The organism is Photorhabdus africana (assembly GCF_035181445.1).
GTDB lineage: Bacteria > Pseudomonadota > Gammaproteobacteria > Enterobacterales > Enterobacteriaceae > Photorhabdus > Photorhabdus laumondii.
In genome coordinates, this window is the sequence record NZ_JAXBVE010000312.1 from 1 (window position 1) to 223 (window position 223).

Consider the following 223-nt stretch of genomic DNA (forward strand, 5'->3'; position numbering starts at 1 on the left):
GGATATTCGTGATTTCACCGATATCCCGCAGGCCCTCAGCGCCCTTGAACAGGTCATCAGCGGCGAACAGCCCATCAGCCGGGCCCTGCAAATCCTGAGCGACAACACCCGTCTGCCGGAGATTAACGAGACGCTGCCGGCCAAAGCCCGGCAGCCGTTACGTGATACCCCGGATTACCGCCTGCGGGTGCGGATTCACCGGGAATTCGCGCCGGAAACCGCG

The 223-nt window shown here is 62.8% G+C and carries 1 pseudogene; it reads left to right on the forward strand.

Annotated elements, in window-relative coordinates:
• Nucleotides 1-223: pseudogene (locus tag SLS51_RS23900) on the forward strand (type VI secretion system membrane subunit TssM); the annotation flags it as partial.